The sequence below is a fragment of the Martinezella paranaensis genome (assembly GCF_014200235.1).
Taxonomy (GTDB): Bacteria; Pseudomonadota; Alphaproteobacteria; order Rhizobiales; family Rhizobiaceae; genus Rhizobium; species Rhizobium paranaense.
In genome coordinates, this window is record NZ_JACHBI010000001.1 from 1,011,700 (window position 1) to 1,031,451 (window position 19,752).

Here is a 19,752-nt window from a genome sequence, read left to right on the forward strand (position 1 = left end):
CACCAAGTGTCAATATGGTTAACTGCAGTAGCCGTCGCAAATCCGAATGCATATAGAAAAACCCGCCGGCTGGGTCGCAGCCGACGGGTTTTGATTGTCGTGTCGTCCGTTCAGTGCAAGATCTGGCTCAAGAACAGCTTGGTGCGTTCGTGCTGCGGATGTTCGAAGAATTCCTTCGGCGAGTTTTGCTCGACGATCTGGCCCTGGTCCATGAAGATCACGCGGTTGGCGACCTGGCGGGCGAAGCCCATTTCGTGGGTGACGCAGAGCATGGTCATGCCTTCTTCGGCGAGACCCACCATCGTATCCAGCACTTCCTTGATCATTTCCGGGTCGAGTGCCGAGGTCGGCTCATCGAACAGCATGATCTTCGGGTTCATGCAGAGCGAACGGGCGATCGCCACACGCTGCTGTTGACCGCCGGAAAGCTGGCCAGGATATTTCTTCGCCTGCTCCGGAATCTTGACGCGGGTGAGGAAGTGCATCGCAATTTCCTCCGCCTGCTTCTTCGGCATCTTGCGCACCCAGATCGGCGCCAGCGTGCAGTTTTCCAGGATCGTCAGATGGGGGAAGAGGTTGAAGTGCTGGAACACCATGCCGACTTCGCGGCGGACTTCGTCGATCTTCTTCAGGTCGTTCGTCAGTTCCGTGCCATCGACGATGATCTGGCCCTTCTGATGCTCTTCAAGGCGGTTGATACAGCGGATCATCGTCGATTTGCCCGAGCCGGAAGGCCCGGCAATAACGATTCGCTCGCCGCGCATGACCTTAAGGTTGATGTCGCGCAGCACGTGGAAATCGCCGTACCACTTGTTCATGTTGATCATTTCGACTGCAACTTCCGTGTCGGAAATGGTCAGTTTTTTGGGTTGGGCGTCAGCCATATTTTTTCCCTCAGTTTTTATCGTTTGTGGCCAGTGTCGAGATGGCGTTCCATGAAGCCTGAATAGCGCGACATGCCGAAGCAGAACAGCCAGAATATGAAGCCCGCGAAGACCAGACCCGTAAGCGGTGTCACGGCGCTTGCCCAATTTGCGTCGGAAAAGTTTTGTCGAACGATGCCGAGCAGGTCGAACATGCTGATGATCGACACCAGCGACGTGTCCTTGAACATGCCGATGAAGGTGTTGACGATGCCGGGTATGACGAGCTTGATCGCCTGCGGCAGAACAATCAGGCGCATCTTTTGCCAGTAGCCGAGGCCGAGCGAATCGGCACCTTCGAACTGCCCCTTCGGAACCGCCTGCAGACCGCCGCGGATGACTTCGGCCATGTAGGCCGAGGTGAAGATCGAAACGCCGACGACGGCGCGCAGCAGCTTGTCCACCGTCCAGCCCTGCGGCAGGAAGAGCGGCAGCATGACGCTGGCCATGAACAGTACCGTAATCAGCGGAATGCCGCGGATGACCTCGATGAAGAGGACGCACAGCATGCGGATGACGGGCATTTTCGAGCGTCGTCCGAGCGCAAGCAGGATGCCCAAAGGAAATGATACGATGATTGCGACGAAGGAAAGGACCAGCGTTACCATCAGGCCGCCCCACTTCTGCGTTTCCACGACCGGGAGGCCGAAGCCGCCGTAAAGCAGGAAAAACGAGACGATAGGGAGGACGATAAACGCCAAAATGGCATTCAACCCCTTTTTAGGCACCGACGGTATCATCATCGGCGCAAACAGGATGATGGTGAGAATGGCGACCAGTGCCGGACGCCAGCGCTCATCCGGCGTGTAAAGGCCGACCATGAAGATGGTGAACTTCGCCCGGACGAAGGCCCAGCAAGCGCCGCTCCAGCCGTCAGGTTGCGTCCCGCCTTGCACGGTCGTGGCGCAGAATGTGCGATCGGTACCGTTCCACACCGCCTGGACGAACAGCCAGTTGACGACATGCGGAATGGCCCAGGCGAGAAAGGCTATGGCAAGGATGGTTAGAACGACATCCTGCGGCGTCGCCAGTAGATTTTTCCTGACCCAGTGAATGACGCCTTTTTCGCTTGAGGGCGGCGGCAATTGGGGGAGGATGGTTTTGCTCACAAAGCTTTGGCTTCCGTTGGACATCTTATCTCTCCACCAAAGCCATCTTGGCGTTGAACCAGTTCATGAACAGCGACGTCGCGATGCTGAGCGTAAGATAGACAAGCATCCAGATGACGAAGACTTCGATGGCTCGACCAGACTGATTGAGAATAACGCCGCCGACGGCGACCAGATCGGCATAGCCGATGGCGATCGCGAGCGAGGAGTTCTTCGTTAGATTGAGATACTGGCTCGTCAACGGCGGAATGATGATGCGCATTGCCTGTGGAATGACGATGAGCCGCGTGATGGCGCCGGAGCGAAGCCCGAGCGCGCCGGCAGCTTCCGACTGCCCCTTGGCAACGGCGCGAATGCCGCCGCGAACGATTTCGGCGATATAGGAAGCCGTATAGAAGGAAAGCGCCAGGAATAGCGAGATGAATTCCGGTCCAATGACAGAGCCGCCTGTCAGATTGAACTTGCCTGCGACAGGATAGTCAAAGGAAAGCGGCATGCCAGCTGCGAAGAAGGTCAGGAGCGGTAAACCGATGAATATCGCCACGGCCACCCAAATCGTGTGAAATTGCTTGCCGGTCGCCGCCTGGCGCTTGTGCGCCCAACGGGCCACGAAGAATATGGCGATGATGGCGACCACGACGGCGATGCCGACAGCCCACATCCCGGCACCGAAAATCGGGCTTGGAAAGGCAAGGCCGCGATTGCTCAGATAGCTGGAGAACGGCAGGTGCAGGGCCTCACGAGCCTGCGGCAGCAGCACCAGCACGCCGCTATACCAGAAGAAGATAACGAGCAGCGGCGGGATATTTCGGAACAACTCGACATAGGCCTGGCAGAGCTTAGCGATCAGCCAGTTATGTGAAAGCCGGCCGATACCGACGATGAAGCCGATGATCGTCGCTGCGATGATGCCGGATATTGCGATGAGAATGGTATTGAGCAGGCCGACGACGAGCGCGTTGATGTTTGTGGAATCGCTCGAAAATGGAATCAGCGCTTGGCCGAGATTGAAGCCGGCGCGTCCGCCCAGAAACGAAAATCCAAAAGGCTGGTTTGACGCACGCAGATTCTCGGCGGTGTTGTGGATAACGAAGCCGATGAGCGCCAGCAGAATTGCGATGGTAAAGACTTGGTAAACCAAGCCTCGGACTTTGGGATTATTGATCGCTGATCCGGACGATCGTTCGCCCTCGGGCGAATTTATTGTAATTGCCATGCAGACTTTTTCCCCTCTGTGCCCGTTTCGGGCTTGTTTTCTTAAGGGAGGAAAGGCGGAAAACCGCCTTTCCCAATGTCATGCGGTCGCGGCTTAGCGGACCGGGGGTGCGTACTGAATGCCACCCTTGTTCCACAGAGCGTTCAGGCCACGCTGGATCTTCAGCGGGCTGCCGGCGCCGATGTTGCGGTCGAAGACTTCGCCGTAATTGCCGACGCCCTTGATGATATTATACGCCCAATCGTTGGTCAGGCCGAGGTCCGTGCCGATGGTCGAGCCCTGCTCGGCGCCGAGGAAGCGCTTGATGTCCGGGTTGGCCGAATTCTTCATCTCGTCGACGTTCTTCTGCGTAATGCCGAATTCTTCGGCATTGATCAGAGCATAAGCCGTCCAGCTCACGATATCGAACCACTGGTCGTCGCCCTGGCGAACGGCCGGTCCGAGCGGCTCCTTGGAGATGATTTCCGGCAGAACGACGTTGTCGTCAGGGTTCTTCAGCGTCAGGCGCAGCGCATAGAGGCCGGACTGGTCGGTAGTATAAACGTCGCAACGGCCGGAGTCGTAAGCGGCGTTGACTTCTTCGAGCTTGTCGAAGACCACCGGATTGTACTGAAGGTTGTTGGTCTTGAAGTAGTCGGCGAGGTTGAGCTCGGTCGTCGTACCGGATTGAACGCAAACGGCGGCGCCGGAGAGTTCCAGAGCCGACTTTACGTTCAGCTCCTTACGAACCATGAAGCCCTGGCCGTCATAATAGGTGACCGGGCGGAAGTTGAGGCCGAGCGCGGTATCGCGGTTGATCGTCCAGGTGGTGTTGCGCGAAAGCAGGTCAATTTCACCGGACTGCAGCGCAGTGAAGCGGTCTTTCGCGCTGAGAGGGGTGTACTTCACCTTGGTTACGTCGCCGAAGACAGCAGCAGCGACAGCCTTGCACAGGTCAACGTCGAAGCCGGCATAGTTCCCGGAGGCGTCGGGCTGTGAAAAGCCAAGAAGGGCACTATTTACGCCGCATTGAACAAAGCCCTTGGCCTTCACATCGCTCAACGTCGAAGCCGACGCGCCAGAAGCGGTGTATGCCAAAGCTGCCGCTCCGAGGAATACGGACAGAGCAATCTTTTTCATCTTTCCCAACCTTTGTCTATTGTTTTATAGTTAAAGCTTATCGCTCCCGAAGCAGGCTCTCGGAGAACCGTGTTCCTCACTCTCCCGGTGCGAGTGATCCTATCACAGTCGTAAATGCATTTGCGGTCAAGACACAGCCCAACTTATTGAGGAATAATTCGGCGTTTTCGCTGGTTTAGGTTCGAAATCGGGCGTTTGGCTTCTATTTGAGCAGCATTTTGCCAAAAAACTGCGCGAAAATGACGGATTATTCCGTCATTCCCGTATTTTAGCTTGTGCATAAATATTAGAATTTTCTGGATCGTTCGGGGGTTGACCCCGCCGCGCTTGGCAGCCACTAATCGAAGTCTCCACAGCGCCAAAGGCATACCCAGACATGAAAGACAAAGACACATTGCTGCAGAACGCCGGCATCAACACGCGTTTGTCCCACATCGGTAATTCGCCCTCCGATTTCCACGGCTTCGTCAATCCGCCGGTCGTGCATGCCTCGACGGTGCTGTTCCCGAATGCGCGAACCATGGAGCTGCGTGACCAGAAATATACCTATGGCACGCGCGGCACACCGACGACCGATGCGCTTTGCGAGGCTATCGACGCACTGGAAGGATCGGCCGGAACAATCCTGGTGCCGTCCGGCCTTGCAGCGATCACCGTGCCGTTCCTTGCCTTTCTGTCGTCAGGCGACCACGCACTGATCGTCGATTCAGTCTACGGGCCGACGCGCATCTTCTGCGATACCATGCTGAAGCGTCTGGGTGTCGAGGTCGAATATTACGATCCTTTGGTCGGCGCCGGCATCGAGCTGCTGATCAAGCCGAACACCAGGCTGGTGCACACAGAAGCGCCGGGCTCCAATACCTTTGAAATGCAGGATATTTCCGCGATTTCGACCGTCGCTCATCGTCATGGCTGCGTCGTCACCATGGACAATACCTGGGCGACGCCTGTCTATTTCAAACCATTGGATCATGGCGTCGACATCTCCATTCACGCGTCGACGAAATATCCGGCCGGTCACTCCGATATTCTGATGGGGACGGTATCCGCCAATGCCGCTCATTGGGAGCAGTTGAAGGAAGCCAATATCCAGCTCGGCATCTGCGGCGCGCCGGATGATGCCTATCAGGTGCTGCGGGGCCTGCGCACCATGGGCGTGCGCCTCGAGCGCCATCAGGAAAGCGCGCTCGCCATCGCGCAATGGCTGGAGAGCCGCGACGACGTCGCACGCGTGCTGCATCCGGCCTTGCCGAGTTTCCCGAGCCATGAACTTTGGAAACGCGACTTCAAGGGATCGAGCGGCATTTTCTCCTTTGTGTTGGCCACCGACCGTCCAGAGAAATTCAAGGCCAAGGCGCACGCCTTCCTCGATGCGCTGCGGATTTTCGGTCTGGGCTATTCCTGGGGCGGTTTCGAAAGCCTCGCGTTGCACGTCAATCTCAACGACCGACGCATCAGCAAAGCGCCGTCGGAAGGGCCAGTGCTGCGCCTGCAGATCGGTCTTGAGGACGTCGCCGATATCAAGGCCGATATCGAAAAAGGCCTTGCTGCCGCGAAAGAGGCCTGATCAGCCCATGGCGCGATAGCCGTAGACCCAATCCAGATCCGCCGCGAGCTTTTGCGGCGGACGCATGGAAAGAACGAAATTGCGGGCCAGCCGCACGGGTCCGCGGGCATGATAGGCGAATTGGTTGAGGGCAGCGCGTTGGCGCAGGCGCGCGATGCGCGGCGTGCGATGCTTTTCGAAAAGATCGAGTGCTTCGGTGAGGGGATGAGACGCCACCATACCGGCGAGTTCGAAGGCATCCTCGATCGCCATGGCAGCCCCTTGCGCCGCAAAGGGCATCATCGCATGCGCTGCGTCGCCAATTAATACGACATCCTTGCCATTGTGCCAGCGACCGACGCTTGCTTCGTAGAGCGGCCAGAAGGTGGCTTGTTCCTGGCGCTCGAGCATTGTCGTGATGGCATCGTTCCAGCCTGAGAAGTGCCGCAGAAGATGCTCGCGTTGCGCCTTGGTGCCGGTGGCGCTCCAATCATGGCTCGCACTGCTTCCGGACATAATCGCAACGATGTTGAAGGCGGCATGTTCCTTGATCGGATAGCTGACGAGATGTGCCGAAGAACCAAGAAACGCCGTGACGCTCGTTCTGTCCAGGACGCTCGAGGCGGATACCTCGGGGATGGTGAAACGCCAGGCAATATTGCCGGAGAAATGCGGCGAGGGGGCGCCAGGCACCAATGCGCGCGTCCTCGACCAGACGCCATCGGCGCCGACGATCAGATCCACGTCCATGCCGCCGATCTCGTTCAATCCGTTCGCGTCTGTCCTATTGATATCGTGGCCGAGATGCAGCGTGCACAACGGGTTGGCCGTCACCGCGGCGAGAAGCGCCTTTTGCAGCGTCGCACGATGAACAGCGCCATAGGGGGCGCCCCAGCGCTCCCTGGCGAAACTGCCGCAGGGCACGGATGCGAGCAGCCGCAAGGACGAACCGGAGACCAGCCGCACCTCTTTCGGTTCCAGCCAGACAGGCCGAAGGGTGTCGAGCACGCCGAGCGTGTCGAGAATGCGGGATGCGTTGGGAGAGATTTGCAGGCCGGCGCCGACTTCGGTCAGCGCTTCGGCCCGTTCGAAAATGTCCGAGCGAATGCCATGCCTGGCAAGCGCTAGCGCCGCGGTGAGGCCGGCTATTCCGGCACCGATGATCGCGGCAGTCTTGATCGGCATTTGAGCTATGTCCGATCCGCTCTCAGGATCAGGCGGCCTTGAAATGGAAGACGCAGCCTGCCGGATTGGTCTCGTCGGCCTTCAACGACGGATTGTAGCGATAGAGTGTCGAGCAGTAGGAGCAGACCTTCTCGCTTTCATCGCCCATGTCGATGAAGATATGCGGATGGTCGTAGGGGACCGAGGCGCCGGTGCACATGAATTCCTTCACGCCGATCTCGATAACGCGGTGTCCGCCGTCGTTCTGGAAATGGGGAATGTTGTGGCCGGCCATGGTGATCTCCGAATGCGTCTTGCCTTAGATGGCGCCAGACTTGATTGCCCTTCTTTATAATTCTTCTCGCCGATTGTGTAGTGCGAAAGTCCGGCTCGGCGCACAGATTTTCGCAAGCGCGGGGTTCACCTGATATTGCTGATAAAATAAGGTCCGCAACAAAGAGACGATGTTCACGAAGATCTTGCCATGAATTTGAATAGCCCTGCCTTTTCCTATTTCGTCCATGACGGTCTCAAGCTGGCCTATTTCGACGAAGGCGATCCGAATGGCGCGCCGGTCCTGTTGATTCATGGTTTTGCCTCGACCGCGATTGCCAATTGGGTCAATCCGGGCTGGCTGAAGTCGCTGGGCGAGGCGGGTTATCGCGTCGTCGCCATCGACAATAGAGGCCACGGCTTGAGCGACAAAGCCTATGATGCCGATGCCTATCGTCCCTGGGTCATGGCAGAGGATGCGATCGCGCTGCTCGATCATCTCGGCATCCCCCAAGCCCATGTCATGGGATATTCCATGGGTGCGCGCATCTCGGCGTTCCTCGCGATGGCCCATCCCGATCGTGTCCGCTCGCTCGTCTTCGGCGGGCTCGGTATCGGCATGGTCGATGGTGTCGGTGATTGGGATCCGATCGCCGATGCGCTATTGGCGCCGTCGGTTGACGATGTCGCGCATCTGCGCGGCCGCATGTTCCGCGCCTTCGCCGATCAGAACAAGAGCGACCGTGAGGCGCTCGCCGCCTGCATCAGGGGCTCGCGCGATCTGGTCGCCAAGGAAGACGTGGCAAAGATCCAGGCGCCGACCTTGATCGGCGTCGGTACCAAGGATGATATCGCCGGTTCGCCGCAACAGCTCGCGGCGCTGATGCCGCATGCTGAAGCGCTGGATATTCCGAACAGGGACCATATGCTCGCCGTCGGCGACAAGGTGTTCAAACAGGCCGTCCTGGAGTTCTACGAACGCCTCGCCAACCAATAGATCAAGTCACTTGCCGGTGAAATGCGGTTTGCGCCGCGCGGCAAAGGCTGCACGGCCTTCGGCATAGTCGGCGCTGTCGAAGGTCTCGGCGCCGATCACCTCGGCCTCGCGCAGGAGGTCGCTATCCTGTTCGATCACGGCACGAACCGCGAGCTTGGAGGCATGCAGTGCGATCGGCGCATTGGCGGCAATAGCGCGGGCGAGGGCCGAAACCTCGTCGTCGAATGCGTCTGTTGTAATCTCTTCCAGCAGAAAGCCGGCCGCGACCATCTTGTCGGTCGACATCTGCGCGCCGGTGAAAAGCGTGACCCTGGCCATCTGAGGCCCGAGCGCGTTGACGATGTCTTGCACCGCATCGGCTGGATAGGCGATGCCGAGGCGGACGGCGGGCACCGAGAAACGAGCTCCCTCTGCGGCGACACGCAGGTCGCAGGCGGCGGCAATGCCGAAACCGCCGCCGTAACAAATGCCCCGGATTGCTGCGATCGTCGGCACACGGCAATGGCGGATCGCTGTAAAGGCGGCGCTGTTCAACGCCTCATAGGCGACAGCGGTTTCGGCATCCTTGCGCAGGCTGTCAAATTCGCTGATATCGGCGCCGGTCGAAAAATCCTGGCCAGCACCGCGGATGATGATCACATGCGCCTGTGCCTTGTCGGTCAAAAGGCGAATGGCCTGCGGTATGGCGCGCCACATTGCCGCGGTGATGGCGTTCTTGCGGCCGGGATTGTCGATGGTGAGTGTACCGATGGCGTCGCTACAGGTAGCGCGCAGGAGACCACTAGCAAAATCATGCTCAAAACTCATGCGCGCCCGCCCCATTTATGTTGTCGCAGTTTTACTCTATATAATGTTTCACCGACAGGAAATCAGGAGACCGCAATGGTCGCAGCAACGGACATTCGCCAGGTCGAAGGCGTAGGCTCTGTAAAGGTCGTCGATCCCATCTGGGGCAGCGTGCGGGAAGAAGCGCGTGCAGCCGCCGAACGGGATCCGCTTCTGGCCGCCTTCCTCTATTCCACGATCATCAATCACAAGTCGCTGGAAGAATGCGTCATCTATCGCATCTGCGAACGTCTCGACCATCCGGATATGCAGGGCATCCTGCTGCGCCAGACTTTTGAGGAAATGCTGGCCGATTGGCCGGAATGGGGCTCGATCCTGCGCGTCGACATTCAGGCCGTCTATGACCGCGATCCGGCTTGCCTGCGCTTCATGGAACCGGTCCTCTATTTTAAGGGATTCCACGCCCTGCAGACGCATCGCCTGGCTCATTGGCTGTACAATCGCGGCCGCCGGGATTTTGCGCTCTATCTGCAGAGCCGTTCCTCCAGCGTTTTCCAGACGGATATCAACCCGGCCGCGCGCATCGGCAAGGGCATTTTCCTCGATCACGCGACCGGCCTGGTGGTCGGCGAAACGGCCGTCATCGGCGACAACGTCTCGATCCTGCACGGCGTCACGCTCGGCGGTACGGGCAAGGAAGGCAGCGACCGTCATCCGAAGATCGCCCATGGCGTGCTCATCGGTGCCGGCGCAAAGATTCTTGGCAATATCCAGATCGGCCATTGCTCGCGCATCGCCGCCGGCTCGGTGGTGCTGAAGGAAGTTCCCCCGAAGACGACAGTGGCCGGCGTGCCGGCCAAGGTGGTCGGGGAAGCCGGCTGTTCGGAACCGTCCCGCTCCATGGATCAGCTCCTTGCAGAGCAGATCGTCGCCGACCAAATCATGGGTGCCGGTATCTAACGGAAATCCCACCTGATTGTCAGGATTTTGCTCCGGCGGCACAAGCAGAAGGCGCGCTTCTGGTCTTTACACCGCCGCTTTTCCTATGCAAGAAGCGGCCAACCCGAGAATCCCGACGGAGATGAATTGTGAAGCCTGACGAAATCAAGAAGCTCGACGCCTACTTCAAACGCACGTTCAACCCGCAGATCGTGGTCAAGGCCCGCCCGCGCAAGAACGATTCCGCGGAAGTCTATCTTGGCGAAGAGTTCCTGGGCGTTGTCTATATCGACGACGAAGACGGCGACCGTTCCTACAACTTTTCCATGGCGATCCTGGACGTCGATCTCTGATCGACAGCTCCTGCTGTCAGGTCGACGCTCGACCCCTGGTCGATCTCTCGATTTCCATAGAGATGATATCAAGAGCCGCATTCCACTGAAATGCGGCTCTTTTTTTAGATGATTACCAGGAAATAAGCCGGATACGCGTTATTTGCGATCGAGTTTGGCCGATTTGGTGCCGAAATTCGGATTTTTCCATCGAAATCGAATATTTTTCTCAAAGCCGGAAGTTGCATACCGGTTGATATATATTAGCAAAAACAGGAACATGCCCGGGGCCCTCTCCGGCAGTCGCTTGCCTGTCATTAAGAATGCAATCCTGGGGTGATACTGCGTTGCACAAGACTACTTGACTATTTGTGCGCCGCATTTAGTTTTCGTCCAGGTAACCCGGCCGTCGGCCAAACCAACAAAGGGACGGAGAAGCATGTTCAATTTCGATGAAGCGAACAAGAAGGGCAAGGAAGCCATGGACACGGCTCTGAAGAGCTATTCCGATGTGACCAAGGGTTTCCAGGCGATTGCTGCTGAAGCCGCCGAATATTCCAAGAAGTCGTTCCAGGACGGCGTTACGCATTTCGAAACGCTGGCCGGCGTGAAGAGCTTCGAAGCTGCTTTCGAGCTGCAGACCGGCTTCGTAAAGTCCTCCTATGAAAACTTCGTAGCCGAGGCGACCAAGCTGGGCGAAATGTACGCCGATCTCGCCAAGACCGTCTACAAGCCCTACGAAGCTCCGGTTGCCGCCGCCACCAAGGCTGCCAGCAAGACCGCCGCTTCGATTGCACCTGCTGCATAAGCGTTTCGCTTAAGAACAGCGATATTCACGAGAGACCGGCTGCGCGACCCGCGGCCGGTCTTTTGCGTTCTTTATTGTCGATCTCGGCTCGATCGTGGCCGCGACTTTTTTGATCATGGCCCGCTTTGGCAACGAATTCTGATTGCAGTGTCCGGTAGGGGGCTTAAAATCGCACCAATATGAACTAAGTTAGGGGTTCGGATATCCGGCCCGACGGAGTCAGTTACCCAATCCAGTTTGCCAAGTCGGAATGCGATAGCTTCTGCCGGATGATTTGAGGAATGAATGAAATGATCGCTGAGCCGATCCGGATGCAAAACGACAGCGAAAGGAACGGGGACAACGGAAATCGCGGGACCTCGGTGATCACGCGCACCAAGCCCAAAACCAAGAAACCCAACCTATACCGCGTGCTGCTTCTAAACGACGACTACACGCCCATGGAATTTGTGATCCACATCCTGGAGCGTTTCTTCCAAAAGGATCGAGAGAGTGCCACCCGCATCATGCTTCATGTCCACAACCACGGCGTCGGCGAATGCGGGATATATACATATGAGGTAGCTGAAACGAAGGTGAGTCAGGTGATGGATTTTGCCCGGCAACACCAGCATCCGCTGCAATGTGTTATGGAAAAGAAGTGAGGATCTGAACGTGCCAACATTTTCGCCTAGTCTTGAGAAGGCGCTGCATCAGGCACTGACCTACGCGAACGAGCGGCATCACGAATATGCCACGCTGGAACATCTGCTATTGGCTTTGGTGGACGACGCCGACGCCGCGGCTGTCATGGGCGCGTGCAATGTTGATCTCGACGCGCTCCGTAAGACGCTGACTGAATACGTCGATAATGAACTGTCAAATTTGATCACTGGTTATGACGAGGACTCGAAGCCCACTTCCGGCTTCCAGCGCGTCATCCAGCGCGCCGTCATCCATGTCCAATCCTCGGGCCGCGAGGAAGTGACGGGCGCCAACGTTCTCGTCGCAATCTTTGCGGAACGGGAAAGCCATGCGGCCTTCTTCCTGCAGGAGCAGGAAATGACCCGCTACGATGCGGTCAACTACATCTCTCACGGCATCGGCAAGCGGCCGGGTTCCTCCCAGACCCGCACGCCGCGCGGCGCCGAGGATACCGAATCGGAAAGCAAGCCGACCTCGCGCGGCGAGCAGGAGGAAGGTAACAACAAGAAGCAGCAGGATGCGCTGAAGGCCTATTGCGTCAATCTCAACGAGAAGGCGAAGAACGGCAAGATCGATCCGCTGATCGGTCGCAACTCCGAAGTCAGCCGCACCATCCAGGTGCTGTGCCGCCGTTCGAAGAACAACCCGCTCTATGTCGGTGACCCCGGCGTCGGCAAGACCGCGATCGCCGAAGGCCTCGCCAAGCGCATCGTTGAAGGCAAGGTGCCGGAAGCCTTGGCTGATGCGACCATCTTCTCGCTCGACATGGGCACGCTGCTGGCCGGTACCCGCTATCGCGGCGATTTCGAAGAGCGTCTGAAGCAGGTCGTCAAGGAGCTGGAAGAATATCCGGGCGCCGTGCTGTTCATCGATGAGATCCATACCGTCATCGGCGCCGGTGCCACCTCCGGCGGTGCGATGGATGCGTCTAACCTGTTGAAGCCGGCTCTTTCCTCGGGTGCGATCCGTTGCATCGGTTCGACCACCTACAAGGAATACCGTCAGTTCTTCGAGAAGGACCGGGCTCTTGTCCGCCGCTTCCAGAAGATCGACGTCAACGAGCCGACCATCGAGGATGCCATCGAAATCATGAAGGGCCTGAAGCCCTATTTCGAAGAGTATCATCACCTGCGCTATTCGAACGACGCCATCAAGTCGGCGGTCGAATTGTCGGCTCGTTACATCTCCGACCGCAAGCTGCCGGATAAGGCGATCGACGTGATCGACGAAACCGGTGCTGCGCAAATGCTGCTGCCGCCGTCCAAGCGCCGCAAGCTGATCACGGAGCGGGAGATCGAGGTAACGATCGCCACGATGGCTCGCATCCCGCCGAAGACGGTGTCCAAGGATGACGAGATGGTTCTTGCCAATCTCGAACAGGAACTGCGTTCGGTTGTCTACGGCCAGGATACGGCGATCGAAGCTCTGTCGACCTCGATCAAGCTCGCTCGTGCCGGTCTGCGCGAACCGAACAAGCCTATTGGCTGCTACGTCTTCTCCGGCCCGACCGGCGTCGGTAAGACGGAAGTCGCCAAGCAGCTTGCCTCCTCGCTTGGCGTCGAGTTGCTGCGCTTCGACATGTCGGAATATATGGAGCGTCACACGGTTTCCCGTCTGCTTGGCGCACCTCCCGGCTATGTCGGCTTCGACCAGGGTGGCCTGCTGACCGACGGCGTCGACCAGCATCCGCACAGCGTCGTTCTGCTCGACGAAATCGAGAAGGCGCATCCGGATATTTTCAATATCCTGCTGCAGGTCATGGACCATGGCGCACTGACCGACCACAACGGCAAGAAGATCGACTTCCGCAACGTCATCCTGATCATGACGACCAATGCGGGCGCATCGGAAATGGCCAAGTCCGCTATCGGCTTCGGTTCGTCCAAGCGGACGGGCGAGGATGAAGAGGCTCTCAACCGGCTCTTCACCCCGGAATTCCGCAACCGTCTGGATGCGACCATTCCGTTCGCAGCGCTGCCGACCACGGTCATTCACAAGGTCGTGCAGAAGTTCATCATGCAGCTTGAGGCTCAGCTTTCCGAACGGAACGTGACCTTCGATCTGCACGAGGACGCGATCGCCTGGCTGTCCGAGAAGGGTTACGATGACAAGATGGGTGCCCGCCCGTTGGCACGCGTCATCCAGGAACACATCAAGAAGCCGCTGGCGAACGAAATCCTCTTCGGCAAGCTGAAGAAGGGTGGCGTCGTCAAGGTCACCGTCGGCAAGAAGGAAGACGGTACGACCGGCATCTTACTCGACTCCATCGCGGATACCGCACCGATCCGGCCGAAGCCGGAAGCCGAAGTGGTCGACTCCGTGGTCGATGTGGAAGAGGATGATGGCGACACCGTCAAGACCAGAAGCCGCGTCGGCAAGGCGGATGCTGCTTCCGATACCCGCCGCTCGCCGAAGACGCCGTCCTCTGCCAGCGATGGTGAACCGGACGGCAAGTCGCCGCGCAAGGGCAGCACGGTGCCGAAGGTACCGCGCAAGTAATCGGCGATTGATCGTCTGAGAAAGCGAAAACGGCTGCATTGGAGACAATGCAGCCGTTTCCATATGTTTACGCGCTATATCTCACAAAGAGATTTAGAGGGATCGATGCTTGCTCGGCTTTGATCAGCTCAGCGCCTCGATGATCTTCTTGGCATTCTCCGCCAAAACGGCGCCATCTTCCATTTTGCCCGAATGCGGCTTCAGGGCGATACCCTCATGGCGCGGGATGATGTGGAAGTGCAGGTGAAACACGGTCTGGCCGGCGGCCGGCTCGTTGAATTGGGCGATGTAGACGCCATCCGCCTCGAAAGCCTCCTGAATCGCGACGGCGACTTTCTGGACCGTGGTAATCAGATGCGGCAGGACGGTCGGATCGGCATCGAGAAGGTTGCGCGAAGCGGACTTCGGTAGCACCAGCGTATGGCCGGGCGCCTGTGGCATGACATCCATGAAAGCGACCGTGTGTTCATCCTCGTAGATACGATAGGACGGGATCTCGCCTTTCAGGATCTTTGCGAAAATATTGTTGGGGTCATAGGCGGGGCTGGTCATCCAGGGTCTCCTCGTCTTCCGATTATAATTGTCCAGAGCAGCTAGATATCTTGCCGCTCGCCTTTGCGGAAGGGGCTGTGCTCGGCCAGGATCTCACTCATCTCCTCAACTTGCTCGCGCTCGTGTCTGAGATAGTCGGCAACGGCGCGGCGCAAGCCTTGATGGCCGATATAATGCGCCGAATGCGTGATGACCGGCAGATAGCCGCGGGCGAGCTTGTGTTCGCCCTGCGCGCCGGCTTCGACGCGCTTCAGCCCCTTGGCCAGCGCGAAATCGATCGCCTGATGATAGCAGACTTCGAAGTGCAGGTAGGGATGATCTTCGACGCATCCCCAGTGCCGCCCATAGAGCGTTTCGCCGCCGATGAAGTTGATGGCGCCGGCGATATAGCGGCCCTCGCGCTTGGCCATCACCAGCAGGATATCGTCGGCCATCCGCTCGCCGATCAGCGAGTAGAACTTGCGGGTGAGATAGGGCCGGCCCCATTTGCGGCTGCCGGTATCCATATAGAAAGCGAAGAACTGGTCCCAGATACGCTCGGTGAGATCGCTACCCGTTAGCCAGTCGATGCTGATGCCGCCTTCAAGGGCGGCGCGACGCTCCTTTTTCAGCGCCTTGCGCTTGCGCGACGCCAGTGTTTCAAGGAAGGCGTCATGGTTGGGATAACCATCATTGATGAAATGGAACTGCTGGTCGGTACGATGCAGGTAGCCATCGCCTTCGAAGACGGAAATCTCGTCTTCCGGAAGGAAGGTGATGTGGGCGGAGGAGACGCCGAGCTGCCGGGTCACCTCCTTCAGGCTTTCGGCCAGCGCCGGCTGAATCACATCGCGATCCTGTCCCTCGGCTACAAGCAGGCGCGGGCCGGTTGCCGGCGTGAAGGGAATGGAGCACTGCAGCTTCGGATAATAACGGCCGCCCGCGCGCTCGAAGGCATCGGCCCAGCCGTGATCGAAGACATATTCACCCTGGCTATGATTCTTGAGATAACCGGGGACGGCGCCGATCAATTCGCCGCTGTCGGTTTCGAGCAACAGGTGATTGCCGAGCCAGCCGGTCTTGTCGGTGGCGGAGCCCGACTCCTCCAGGGATGACAAAAAGGCATGCGAGACAAACGGATTATACGGCCGCACCGTACCCGTCCTCGACGCCCCGGCGAGCTTGGACCAGCCCTCCGGAGCAATGTTTTTGAAAGAACGCTCGACTCGAATGGATAATTCGTCTGTCATCAAATTCGTCTGTTAGGAAGGAAAGGCAGGGCTCTCCCTTGGGTCGAACCCTTCGAAGGTCATTTGATCTGCGTTGGCAAATGTGTGTTTGCGGGCCGCTTCGTCGCGCACGGTCCAGGTGATGACCGGGATGCCGCGCTGGCGCTGCGCCGTGATGAAGGGGTTCGGCAGGTGGCCATAGAAATACGAGATGAAGTCTAGCCCAAGCTGCATGGCTTCGTCATGCTTAAAAAATGTCTCGGGCTCATTTCCATCCGCCGTCAGGCCGACAGGGTAGGGCGCGTTGAGCGCCTTCAGGTCCTTGAGCAGCCAATGGTCGAAGCTCATCAGCGCGACATGACCGTTATAGCCCTCCAGGACTTCCAGCACGGATTCCGCAAAGCCCTCATCGTCACCTTCGCGGCCCTTCAGCTCCAGCACCAACGGCACCTTGCCGTCGCAGAGCTTGAGGAGCTGTTTCAGCGTCGGGACCTTGTCGTTGGTGCCGCCGACCGAGAGCAGGCCGAGTTCGGCCGAGGTCCGGTCACGAAGCTGGCCGGGAAGATTGCAGACGCGCTGCAGATCGTCATCGTGAAAGACGACCGGAACGCCGTCGGCGGCGTAATGGAGATCGCATTCGATGGAAAAACCCGCCTCGATCGCGCGGCCAAAAGCCGACAAGGTGTTTTCCCAAACCTGCTTGTTCATGTCGTGAAAGCCGCGATGGGCGACAGGACGTTCGGTAAGCCAGGCAATCTTGCTCATTATGCAATTTCCATGATGGCATCGATTTCGACGGCGGCATTCAGCGGCAGTGCTGCCATGCCGACCGCAGCGCGCGCATGCTTGCCAGCGTCGCCAAGTACATTTGCCAGAAGATTGGAGGCACCGTTGATCACAAGATGTTGTTCGACGAATTCGGGTGCCGAGGCGACGAAGCCGTTCAGCTTGATGATGCGCTTGATGCGGCCGAGATCGCCGTCCAGGGCTGCCTTTGCCTGGGCGAGAATATTGATGGCGCAAAGCTCGGCAGCGCGTTGGCCGCCGGCAACGTCGACATCCCTACCGAGGAGGCCGGTGACACCAAGCTTGCCGTTTTCCATCGGCAACTGCCCGGACAGATAAAGAAGATTGCCGCTGATGACATAGGGCACATAGTTGGCGGCTGGCGCGGCAGCCTGCGGCAGGACGATGCCAAGCTCCTTCAGACGGCTCTCGATGGCGTCGGACATTTTCATCTCCCGTTTTGTTGTAAAATCTTCAAAAATCCGGCATCAAGCTTAGATTCCCTTTGCCGGGAAAGGCAGCCTCGATTTAAGCACGATCCCGAAATACCAGAAGCGATCTTGGACGAGATCACGCCAAATCAAAAGGCAGAGTGAGATGACGAATTGATGACGGTCCGCCTCACTCTAGCCGAAGCGTTCTTATAGCATCGCGTGCGAGTCCAACAGGAGATAATGAATGTTCCGCTCGAGTCTTGCCGCCGTTGTTGTTTCGAGTTTAGGCGTCGCGTCTCTGGGCGCATCCGCCATGGCGGCAGGTCCAAGCGGGTTGATCGCGCATCGCGCCGTCTATGATCTCGAACTGAAGGACGCTTCCGACCGGTCTGGTATCGCCGGCATGTTCGGCCGTATGGTCTATGAGTTCGACGGCTCCGATTGCACCGGTTTCACCACCAATTTCCGCTTCGTCACGCAGATCGACACGGGTGACACGACACGCGTCAGCGATCAGCAGACGACCACATTCGAGGATCTCACCAAGCGCGTTTTCCGCTTCGAGACCAAATCCTATACGGACGACCAGCTCGATAAGGACGTGCGTGGTGCGGCGGCGGACGACCAGAAGGGCATCAAGGTCGATTTGACCCAGCCGCAGGCCAAGCAGGTCGAGCTCATTCAGAGCCGCTTTCCGACAGAACATATGCTCGACATCATTCATAATGCGAAGCTCGGCAGGAATTTCTTCGAAGCCGAGGTTTTCGACGGCTCCGACGATGGCGACAAGTCGTTGATCGCAACAACCGTCGTCGGCAAGCAGTCGACGCCCGCCACCGACGATCCCGATGCCGACAAGGCCGGTATGTTCGCGAAAACACCGTTCTGGCCGGTGACCGTTGCCTATTTCAACGACAAATCCAAGGGCGACGCCATCCCGGTCTATCGCATGTCGTTCAAGCTCTATGAAAACGGCATCACCCGCGACCTCACCATGGACTATGGTGACTTCGTGCTGACCGGCAAGCTTTCCAAGCTTGAAGTGCTCGACACCAAGGCCTGCCAATAGGCTTGGCCACGGCGCCAAGCCACAGGGCAAAATCTTCGTCATAAAATTGTATTCGAAGCTTCACTATTCTGGGGTGCATCCGGCACGCCCGTGAGTGAGTCTCATGTCCCGCTGTGCCGATCTGGAATTGTAGCGGGCCATGCGGGCCGCGTCGCTTATTGTGGGAATAATCGGCAGGCTTCCGCAGACAGGTCCCGTGTTGATAGACGAGAAAGCACGACCTATGGCCAATACCGATCTCGCCCCTGCCTCTAACGCTGCTTTGCCGGTTGTCACGGCCGATCCGGCGGAAATTGCCCGCATCGGCGATACCATCGATTTGAACGACCGCGCCGGTATTTCGGTCTATGGGGACCGTGCCCAGCAGTCCGTCTCCGACTATTCCGACCGGATTCTCCGCGAGGTCCGCAATCGCGATCTTGGTGAGGTCGGCAAGCTGCTGACCGATATCATCATCAAGTCGAAGAAGCTCGACCCGGCATCGCTGAAGGATGAGGGCTTTCTTTCCAAGATTTTCTCGTCCTTCAAGGCGAGGTTGGAACGCTTCAAGGAGGAGTTCGAGGATGTGGCCGGCCAGATCGATCGCATCGGTCTCGAGCTCGACCGGCACAAGGATACGCTGCGCCGCGACATCGCACTTCTCGATGATCTCCATGAGGAGACAAAGCGGTCGATCCTGCAGCTCGACGCCTACGTGCAGGCGGGCAAGACGTTTGCAGAGCATTTCCGCAGTGTCGAACTGCCGAAGCTGAAAAGCGCTGCTGATGCCGCGGCTGCCAATCCCGGCGGCGGCATGCTGGAGGCGCAGACCTATCAGGACAGCCTGCAGGCCCTCGACAGGCTGGAGAAGCGGGTATTCTACCTGCAGCAGGCCCGCCAGCTCGGCATTCAGCAATTGCCGCAGATCCGCATCGTGCAGGCCGGCGACGAAACGCTGATCGAGAATCTGCAGGCGACATCGGCGCTGACGGTGCCGGCCTGGAAGCAGAAGATGGTGATCCTGCTCGGGCTGTCGCGGCAGAAATCGGCGCTCGAATTGCAGAAGACGGTGACTGACGCCACCAACGAGATGATCCGCCAGGCATCCGAGATGATGAAGGACCAGGCGATTGCCATCGAACAGCAATCGCAGCGCGGTATCGTCGATATCGATACGCTCGCCGCCGCCAACCGCGACCTGATCGATACGATCGGCGGTGTCCTGAAGGTGCAGGAAGAAGGCCGCAGGAAGCGGGCCGAGGCCGAGCAGCAAATGGAGAGAATGACCGTCGAACTCAAAAAGGCGATGATCGAGGCACGATGAGCGGC

20 protein-coding genes are annotated in these 19,752 nt (G+C 58.3%); 9 read left to right on the forward strand and 11 right to left on the reverse strand.

The genetic code is table 11. The features are described 5' to 3' along the window. Window positions 1-110 precede the first annotated feature (110 nt). The 4 genes from GGD50_RS04975 to GGD50_RS04990 all read right to left on the reverse strand — a co-directional run bounded on the left by GGD50_RS04975 (window position 111) and on the right by GGD50_RS04990 (window position 4,367). Window positions 111-884: an amino acid ABC transporter ATP-binding protein gene (locus GGD50_RS04975; RefSeq protein WP_028754999.1), complete on the reverse strand. Its 774-nt coding sequence runs from the start codon at window positions 882-884 to the stop codon at window positions 111-113. Window positions 885-901: 17 nt separating this feature from the next. Then, entirely contained in the window at window positions 902-2,056 is a 1,155-nt protein-coding gene (locus GGD50_RS04980; RefSeq protein WP_107107916.1) for an amino acid ABC transporter permease, read from the reverse strand. A gap of 1 nt (window position 2,057) precedes the next feature. Continuing rightward, window positions 2,058-3,248, reverse strand: a complete 1,191-nt coding sequence (locus tag GGD50_RS04985; protein ID WP_107107917.1) for an amino acid ABC transporter permease — start codon at window positions 3,246-3,248, stop codon at window positions 2,058-2,060. Window positions 3,249-3,341: 93 nt separating this feature from the next. Next, entirely contained in the window at window positions 3,342-4,367 is a 1,026-nt protein-coding gene (locus GGD50_RS04990) for an amino acid ABC transporter substrate-binding protein (protein ID WP_107107918.1), read from the reverse strand. 376 nt (window positions 4,368-4,743) lie between these two features. Here GGD50_RS04990 and GGD50_RS04995 point away from each other — a divergent pair, with 376 nt between their 5' ends. Next, window positions 4,744-5,934 (forward strand): cystathionine beta-lyase, encoded by a 1,191-nt coding sequence (locus GGD50_RS04995; protein WP_107107919.1) that lies wholly within the window; start codon window positions 4,744-4,746, stop codon window positions 5,932-5,934. On the opposite strand, the gene GGD50_RS05000 is transcribed toward GGD50_RS04995, so the two are convergent. After that, window positions 5,935-7,098 (reverse strand): FAD-dependent monooxygenase, encoded by a 1,164-nt coding sequence (locus GGD50_RS05000; protein WP_107107920.1) that lies wholly within the window; start codon window positions 7,096-7,098, stop codon window positions 5,935-5,937. Window positions 7,099-7,126: 28 nt separating this feature from the next. Beyond that, on the reverse strand, window positions 7,127-7,372 hold the full coding sequence (locus GGD50_RS05005) for a zinc-finger domain-containing protein (protein ID WP_028755005.1): 246 nt from the start codon (window positions 7,370-7,372) through the stop codon (window positions 7,127-7,129). 189 nt (window positions 7,373-7,561) lie between these two features. Between GGD50_RS05005 and GGD50_RS05010 the strand changes: the two genes are divergently transcribed. Further along, window positions 7,562-8,347 (forward strand): alpha/beta fold hydrolase, encoded by a 786-nt coding sequence (locus tag GGD50_RS05010; protein WP_107107921.1) that lies wholly within the window; start codon window positions 7,562-7,564, stop codon window positions 8,345-8,347. A 6-nt stretch (window positions 8,348-8,353) separates the two neighbouring features. Here the strand turns inward: GGD50_RS05010 and GGD50_RS05015 are convergent, their stop codons facing one another. Further along, window positions 8,354-9,154 carry an enoyl-CoA hydratase-related protein gene (locus GGD50_RS05015; protein ID WP_107108137.1) on the reverse strand — a complete coding sequence of 267 codons (801 nt, stop codon included), beginning with the start codon at window positions 9,152-9,154 and terminating at the stop codon, window positions 8,354-8,356. Between the two features lie 75 nt (window positions 9,155-9,229). Between GGD50_RS05015 and cysE the strand changes: the two genes are divergently transcribed. The 5 genes from cysE to clpA all read left to right on the forward strand — a co-directional run bounded on the left by cysE (window position 9,230) and on the right by clpA (window position 14,395). Beyond that, a complete protein-coding gene (cysE, locus tag GGD50_RS05020; protein WP_107107922.1) occupies window positions 9,230-10,093 on the forward strand; it encodes a serine O-acetyltransferase in 864 nt (287 codons plus the stop codon). Window positions 10,094-10,221: 128 nt separating this feature from the next. After that, entirely contained in the window at window positions 10,222-10,425 is a 204-nt protein-coding gene (locus GGD50_RS05025) for a DUF3126 family protein (protein ID WP_107107923.1), read from the forward strand. Window positions 10,426-10,843: 418 nt separating this feature from the next. Beyond that, complete coding sequence (locus tag GGD50_RS05030) at window positions 10,844-11,212, forward strand: phasin family protein (protein ID WP_107107924.1); 369 nt, start codon at window positions 10,844-10,846, stop codon at window positions 11,210-11,212. 290 nt (window positions 11,213-11,502) lie between these two features. Continuing rightward, on the forward strand, window positions 11,503-11,856 hold the full coding sequence (gene clpS / locus GGD50_RS05035; protein WP_028755011.1) for an ATP-dependent Clp protease adapter ClpS: 354 nt from the start codon (window positions 11,503-11,505) through the stop codon (window positions 11,854-11,856). A 10-nt stretch (window positions 11,857-11,866) separates the two neighbouring features. After that, window positions 11,867-14,395 carry an ATP-dependent Clp protease ATP-binding subunit ClpA gene (gene clpA, locus GGD50_RS05040; protein WP_107107925.1) on the forward strand — a complete coding sequence of 843 codons (2,529 nt, stop codon included), beginning with the start codon at window positions 11,867-11,869 and terminating at the stop codon, window positions 14,393-14,395. A 123-nt stretch (window positions 14,396-14,518) separates the two neighbouring features. On the opposite strand, the gene GGD50_RS05045 is transcribed toward clpA, so the two are convergent. The 4 genes from GGD50_RS05045 to GGD50_RS05060 are packed head-to-tail and all read right to left on the reverse strand — an operon-like array spanning window position 14,519 to window position 17,387. After that, window positions 14,519-14,947, reverse strand: coding sequence for an HIT family protein (locus GGD50_RS05045; protein ID WP_107107926.1), 429 nt, complete (start codon window positions 14,945-14,947; stop codon window positions 14,519-14,521). 41 nt (window positions 14,948-14,988) lie between these two features. Then, a complete protein-coding gene (locus GGD50_RS05050; RefSeq protein WP_107107927.1) occupies window positions 14,989-16,176 on the reverse strand; it encodes a GNAT family N-acetyltransferase in 1,188 nt (395 codons plus the stop codon). A 12-nt stretch (window positions 16,177-16,188) separates the two neighbouring features. Continuing rightward, entirely contained in the window at window positions 16,189-16,920 is a 732-nt protein-coding gene (locus tag GGD50_RS05055; RefSeq protein WP_107107928.1) for a glycerophosphodiester phosphodiesterase, read from the reverse strand. Continuing rightward, a complete protein-coding gene (locus GGD50_RS05060; RefSeq protein ID WP_107107929.1) occupies window positions 16,920-17,387 on the reverse strand; it encodes a RidA family protein in 468 nt (155 codons plus the stop codon). The genes GGD50_RS05055 and GGD50_RS05060 overlap by 1 nt, the downstream gene beginning before the upstream one ends. Window positions 17,388-17,619: 232 nt before the next feature. Between GGD50_RS05060 and GGD50_RS05065 the strand changes: the two genes are divergently transcribed. Both GGD50_RS05065 and GGD50_RS05070 read left to right on the forward strand, forming a co-directional pair. Beyond that, the gene (locus GGD50_RS05065) at window positions 17,620-18,444 is read left to right on the forward strand and encodes a cell envelope integrity EipB family protein (RefSeq protein WP_107107930.1); all 825 of its coding nucleotides are present in this window, start codon (window positions 17,620-17,622) and stop codon (window positions 18,442-18,444) included. Window positions 18,445-18,667: 223 nt separating this feature from the next. Continuing rightward, window positions 18,668-19,747 (forward strand): toxic anion resistance protein, encoded by a 1,080-nt coding sequence (locus tag GGD50_RS05070; protein ID WP_107107931.1) that lies wholly within the window; start codon window positions 18,668-18,670, stop codon window positions 19,745-19,747. Window positions 19,748-19,752 lie beyond the last annotated feature (5 nt).

Excerpts from the sequence above, each read along its gene's own strand:
- GGD50_RS05045 (WP_107107926.1), bottom strand. The coding sequence starts at position 14,947 with ATGACCAGCCCCGCCTATGACCCCAACAATATTTTCGCAAAGATCCTG.
- GGD50_RS04995 (WP_107107919.1), top strand. The coding sequence starts at position 4,744 with ATGAAAGACAAAGACACATTGCTGCAGAACGCCGGCATCAACACGCGT.
- GGD50_RS05015 (WP_107108137.1), bottom strand. The coding sequence starts at position 9,154 with ATGAGTTTTGAGCATGATTTTGCTAGTGGTCTCCTGCGCGCTACCTGT.
- GGD50_RS05000 (WP_107107920.1), bottom strand. The coding sequence starts at position 7,098 with ATGCCGATCAAGACTGCCGCGATCATCGGTGCCGGAATAGCCGGCCTC.
- GGD50_RS04990 (WP_107107918.1), bottom strand. The coding sequence starts at position 4,367 with ATGAAAAAGATTGCTCTGTCCGTATTCCTCGGAGCGGCAGCTTTGGCA.
- cysE (WP_107107922.1), top strand. The coding sequence starts at position 9,230 with ATGGTCGCAGCAACGGACATTCGCCAGGTCGAAGGCGTAGGCTCTGTA.
- clpS (WP_028755011.1), top strand. The coding sequence starts at position 11,503 with ATGATCGCTGAGCCGATCCGGATGCAAAACGACAGCGAAAGGAACGGG.
- GGD50_RS05050 (WP_107107927.1), bottom strand. The coding sequence starts at position 16,176 with ATGACAGACGAATTATCCATTCGAGTCGAGCGTTCTTTCAAAAACATT.
- GGD50_RS05070 (WP_107107931.1), top strand. The coding sequence starts at position 18,668 with ATGGCCAATACCGATCTCGCCCCTGCCTCTAACGCTGCTTTGCCGGTT.
- GGD50_RS04975 (WP_028754999.1), bottom strand. The coding sequence starts at position 884 with ATGGCTGACGCCCAACCCAAAAAACTGACCATTTCCGACACGGAAGTT.
- GGD50_RS04980 (WP_107107916.1), bottom strand. The coding sequence starts at position 2,056 with ATGTCCAACGGAAGCCAAAGCTTTGTGAGCAAAACCATCCTCCCCCAA.
- GGD50_RS04985 (WP_107107917.1), bottom strand. The coding sequence starts at position 3,248 with ATGGCAATTACAATAAATTCGCCCGAGGGCGAACGATCGTCCGGATCA.
- GGD50_RS05065 (WP_107107930.1), top strand. The coding sequence starts at position 17,620 with ATGTTCCGCTCGAGTCTTGCCGCCGTTGTTGTTTCGAGTTTAGGCGTC.
- GGD50_RS05010 (WP_107107921.1), top strand. The coding sequence starts at position 7,562 with ATGAATTTGAATAGCCCTGCCTTTTCCTATTTCGTCCATGACGGTCTC.
- GGD50_RS05060 (WP_107107929.1), bottom strand. The coding sequence starts at position 17,387 with ATGTCCGACGCCATCGAGAGCCGTCTGAAGGAGCTTGGCATCGTCCTG.
- GGD50_RS05005 (WP_028755005.1), bottom strand. The coding sequence starts at position 7,372 with ATGGCCGGCCACAACATTCCCCATTTCCAGAACGACGGCGGACACCGC.
- GGD50_RS05030 (WP_107107924.1), top strand. The coding sequence starts at position 10,844 with ATGTTCAATTTCGATGAAGCGAACAAGAAGGGCAAGGAAGCCATGGAC.
- GGD50_RS05055 (WP_107107928.1), bottom strand. The coding sequence starts at position 16,920 with ATGAGCAAGATTGCCTGGCTTACCGAACGTCCTGTCGCCCATCGCGGC.